The organism is Bartonella sp. AA81SXKL (assembly GCF_042196945.1).
GTDB lineage: Bacteria > Pseudomonadota > Alphaproteobacteria > Rhizobiales > Rhizobiaceae > Bartonella.
Window position 1 is genome coordinate 1 of the sequence record NZ_JBHIRH010000116.1, and the last position, 1023, is coordinate 1023.

Below are 1023 nucleotides of genomic sequence, written 5' to 3' on the forward strand. Positions count from 1 at the left end.
GATTTTGAGCAATCGCTTTAACCGGAACAGCAACACCTGGCGAATAAGCAAGTGCTAAATCATGCTGTGTTGCCATAGACTTTGTTGCAACAATTTCAAGCTTTCCAGGACGACCACGACTATGAAAGTCTAGAGCTTCTCGCTCACTGATATTATAAACCGTTTGGTGTGTTTTCTGATCTTGCTCATTCTTTTTCATCTCACTTAAGCTTTCCCAAAAACAGTATAAATTTTGCTCGATAATGCGTGTAATTATCCAACTTTACAATTTGATTCAGATGCTAGAAATCGCTATGCTTGCTTTAACAGACCTAATCATGCGTTTCAATTCACAGATAATGAAGATAAACATTGAAGTAAATAAAAAAGGGTATCAAAGCCTCACTTGAAGGAAACGAGCGCGTAAAAATGGATAATAAAACTGATAATAAAAACAATTTAACCCCACAATCGGCTCCCTCATCTGCTCCACATAAAGAACGCCTCACACCTATGATGGAGCAATATATCGAAATCAAAGCAGTTAATAGCGATTGCCTTCTGTTTTACCGTATGGGTGATTTCTATGAATTATTTTTTAATGATGCAATTGAAGCTGCTCAAGTTTTAGGAATTACGCTCACAACACGCGGGAAACATTTAGGTGAAGATATTCCTATGTGTGGTGTTCCAGTTCATACTGCGGATGATTATTTACAAAAATTGATCTCCTGTGGTTATCGTGTTGCTGTTTGTGAACAGACAGAAGATCCAGCAGAAGCTAAAAAACGGGGATCAAAATCAATTGTTCGGCGTGATGTTGTGCGCCTTGTGACACCTGGAACCCTAACAGAAGAAAAACTCCTCGACCCAACGCGCGCAAACTATCTGATGACACTTGCCCGCATCAAAACCAGCGATGGAGAGGAATTTGCCCTTTCCTGGATTGATATTTCAACAGGCATATTTCGTGTCACAGAAAGTCGACTCGAAAAACTTTTAGCAGACATTATGCGCGTGGATCCACAAGAAATCATTGTGGCT

The 1023-nt window shown here is 39.8% G+C and carries 2 pseudogenes; one reads left to right on the top strand and one right to left on the bottom strand.

Going from position 1 to position 1023, the window contains the following annotated elements:
• A pseudogene (locus tag ACFINZ_RS09935) lies at window positions 1-199 on the bottom strand (malate dehydrogenase); the annotation flags it as partial.
• A gap of 209 nt (window positions 200-408) precedes the next feature.
• Between ACFINZ_RS09935 and ACFINZ_RS09940 the strand changes: the two are divergent.
• A pseudogene (locus tag ACFINZ_RS09940) lies at window positions 409-1023 on the top strand (DNA mismatch repair protein MutS); the annotation flags it as partial.